This is a genomic window from Paenibacillus forsythiae T98, from assembly GCF_000520735.1.
Classification (GTDB): Bacteria; Bacillota; Bacilli; order Paenibacillales; family Paenibacillaceae; genus Paenibacillus_AQ; species Paenibacillus_AQ forsythiae.
In genome coordinates this window covers 1-2,666 of the sequence record NZ_ASSC01000583.1, presented here as the reverse complement: position 1 = coordinate 2,666, position 2,666 = coordinate 1, and the positions used below count along the sequence as shown (strand labels likewise).

General features: G+C 61.0%; 1 protein-coding gene. It reads left to right on the top strand.

Translation table 11 applies throughout. The features are described from left to right. The coding region (locus L692_RS0118350; protein WP_025701547.1) for a DNA polymerase III subunit alpha at positions 1–2,666 on the top strand (2,666 nt) is incomplete at both ends.

The following is a 2,666-nucleotide window of genomic DNA, read 5'->3' as shown; positions in this document are numbered from 1 at the left end:
AAGGATCAGCCGATTTATCACCTTATTCTGCTCGCCAGGAACGAAGAAGGATACCGGAATCTGATGCGGCTCGTCTCCATCGGCCATCTGGAGGGTTATCACTACAAGCCGAGAATCGACATGGAGGCCCTTGCCGGACATGCGGAGGGCCTTGTTTGTCTGAGCTCCTGCCTTGGAGGAGAGGTGCCCCAGCACCTGCTGCACGGGCGGGACGAGGAGGCGAAGAAGGCAGCGCTGCGGTACAGGGAGATTTTCGGCGAGTATTTCTACCTGGAGCTTCAGGATCACGGCATGCCCGAGCAGAAGAGGGTTAATCCGAAGCTGATCGCTCTGGCCGAAGAGACCGGCATTCCTCTGGTTGCCACCAACGACGTGCATTACCTGTCCCGGGAGGATTCCGAGGTTCAGGATGTGCTGATCTGCATCGGTACGGGCAAAACGGTAGATGACGAGGAACGGCTGCAAATCGGAACGGACCAGCTCTATTTAAAAAGCGGCGAGGAGATGGCCGCGCTGTTTCCGCATGTGCCGGAGGCGATAGCCAATACTGCGCTCATCGCGGACAAGTGCAACCTGGAGCTTGAATTTGGCAAGCATATCCTGCCCGCCTACTCTCCGCTGCCGGACGGGCTGGATTCCGCCGCCTATTTGCGGCGGCTGTGTGAGGACGGCCTTAAGGAGCGTTACGGGGACACTCTTCTGTGGAGTTCGGATCAGGAACGCGGGAGAGCGGAAGAGCGGCTGTCCTATGAGCTTGGCGTTATTGAGGCGATGGGCTTCTCGGATTATTTTCTGATCGTCTGGGATTTCATCGCCTTCTGCCACAAGCAGGGCATTGCGACGGGACCGGGCAGAGGCTCGTCCGCCGGAAGCCTTACCGCTTACTGCCTGCGCATTACCGACGTTGACCCGCTGAAGTATAATCTGCTGTTCGAGCGCTTTCTGAATCCGGAGCGGATCACGATGCCCGATATCGACATCGATTTCAGCGACGAGCGGCGCGACGAGGTGATAGCGTATGTGGCGGATAAATACGGGGAAGAGCATGTCGCTCAGATTATTACGTTCGGTACCCTGGCGGCGCGGGCTGCCGTACGCGATGTGGGTCGGGCGCTGAACCTGCCCTACGGGGATGTGGACAAGGCGGCGAAGCTGATCCCCCAGGCGCTCGGCATCAGCATCGCGCGGGCGCTGGAGAGCAGTCCTGATCTCAATGCGCTGTATCAGAGCAATCCGAAGATCCGGGATTTGCTGGACATGGCGATGAAGGTGGAAGGCATGCCCCGGCATGCCTCGACGCACGCCGCCGGGGTGGTTATCTCACGCGGGCCGCTGACGGACGCCGTTCCGCTGCAGGAGGGCAATGAGGGAACGGCCCTGACCCAGTATTCGATGGAGCATCTGGAGAGCATAGGGCTGCTGAAGATGGACTTTCTGGGCTTGCGGACGCTCTCGATTATCGAGCGGTGCACGAACTGGATCAGGCAAATGACCGGGAGCGCGCCGGATTTCGGGGAGATCCCGGACGATGACGAAGCGACGTATGCGATGCTGGGCCACGGCGAGACGACGGGCGTGTTCCAGCTGGAGTCGGCGGGCATCCGTCGGGTGCTCAAGGAGCTGAAGCCGACCGTATTCGAGGATATCATATCGGTGCTGGCGCTGTACCGCCCGGGCCCGATGGAATTTATACCGAAGTATATTCAGGGCAAGCACGGGCTTGTCGAAGTGGAATACCCCCATCCCGATCTGATCCCGATCCTGTCCGATACCTACGGCATCATCGTCTATCAGGAGCAGATCATGCAGATCGCATCGCTCATGGCGGGCTTCTCGCTTGGCGAGGCGGATCTGCTCCGCAGAGCCGTATCCAAGAAGAAGCGAGAGACGCTGGACCGCGAGCGCGGCCATTTCGTGAAGGGAAGCCTGAAGCATGGCTACGGGGAAGCCGACGCGAACGCGGTCTACGACATGATCGTTCGCTTTGCCAATTACGGCTTCCCCCGCGCCCATGCTGCGGCTTACGGCGTGCTGGCCTTTCAGACGGCCTACCTCAAGGCCCATTATCCGGTGCAGTTCATGGCCTCGATGCTGACGGCGGTGACAGGCGTCCACCGCAAGGTGGCCGAGTATGTGCTGGAATGCCGGCGCATGGGAATCCACGTGCTGCCGCCGGATGTGAACTTGAGCGGCGTGCTGTTCACGCCGGTGGACGGCGGCATGAGCGACGGCGGGCATATTCGCTTCGGGCTGGCGGCGATCAAGAACGTCGGGACGCTGGCCGTCGAGAGCATACTGGAAGCCCGGAAGGAGCGGCCGTTCGACAGCCTGCTCGATTTCTGCCGCCGCGTTGACCTGAGAGTCTGCAACAAGCGGGTCGTGGAATCGCTGATTCAGGCGGGCGCCTTTGACAGCCTGCCCGGCCACCGGGCGCAGCTGCTGGCGATGCTGGACGAGACGGCGGAGGCGGCGGCCAAATGGCGCAAGGAGCGCGAGGAGCTGCAGATTCAGCTCTTCGACGACCTCGTCGAGATGCCGAATTGGGATATCCGGTATCCCGAGGTTCCGAAGTTTGCGGCCGGACAACAGCTGGAGCTGGAGCGCGAGCTGCTCGGCCTGTATCTGTCGGGCCATCCGCTGGACGACTTCGCGGGATTGCTGGAGGA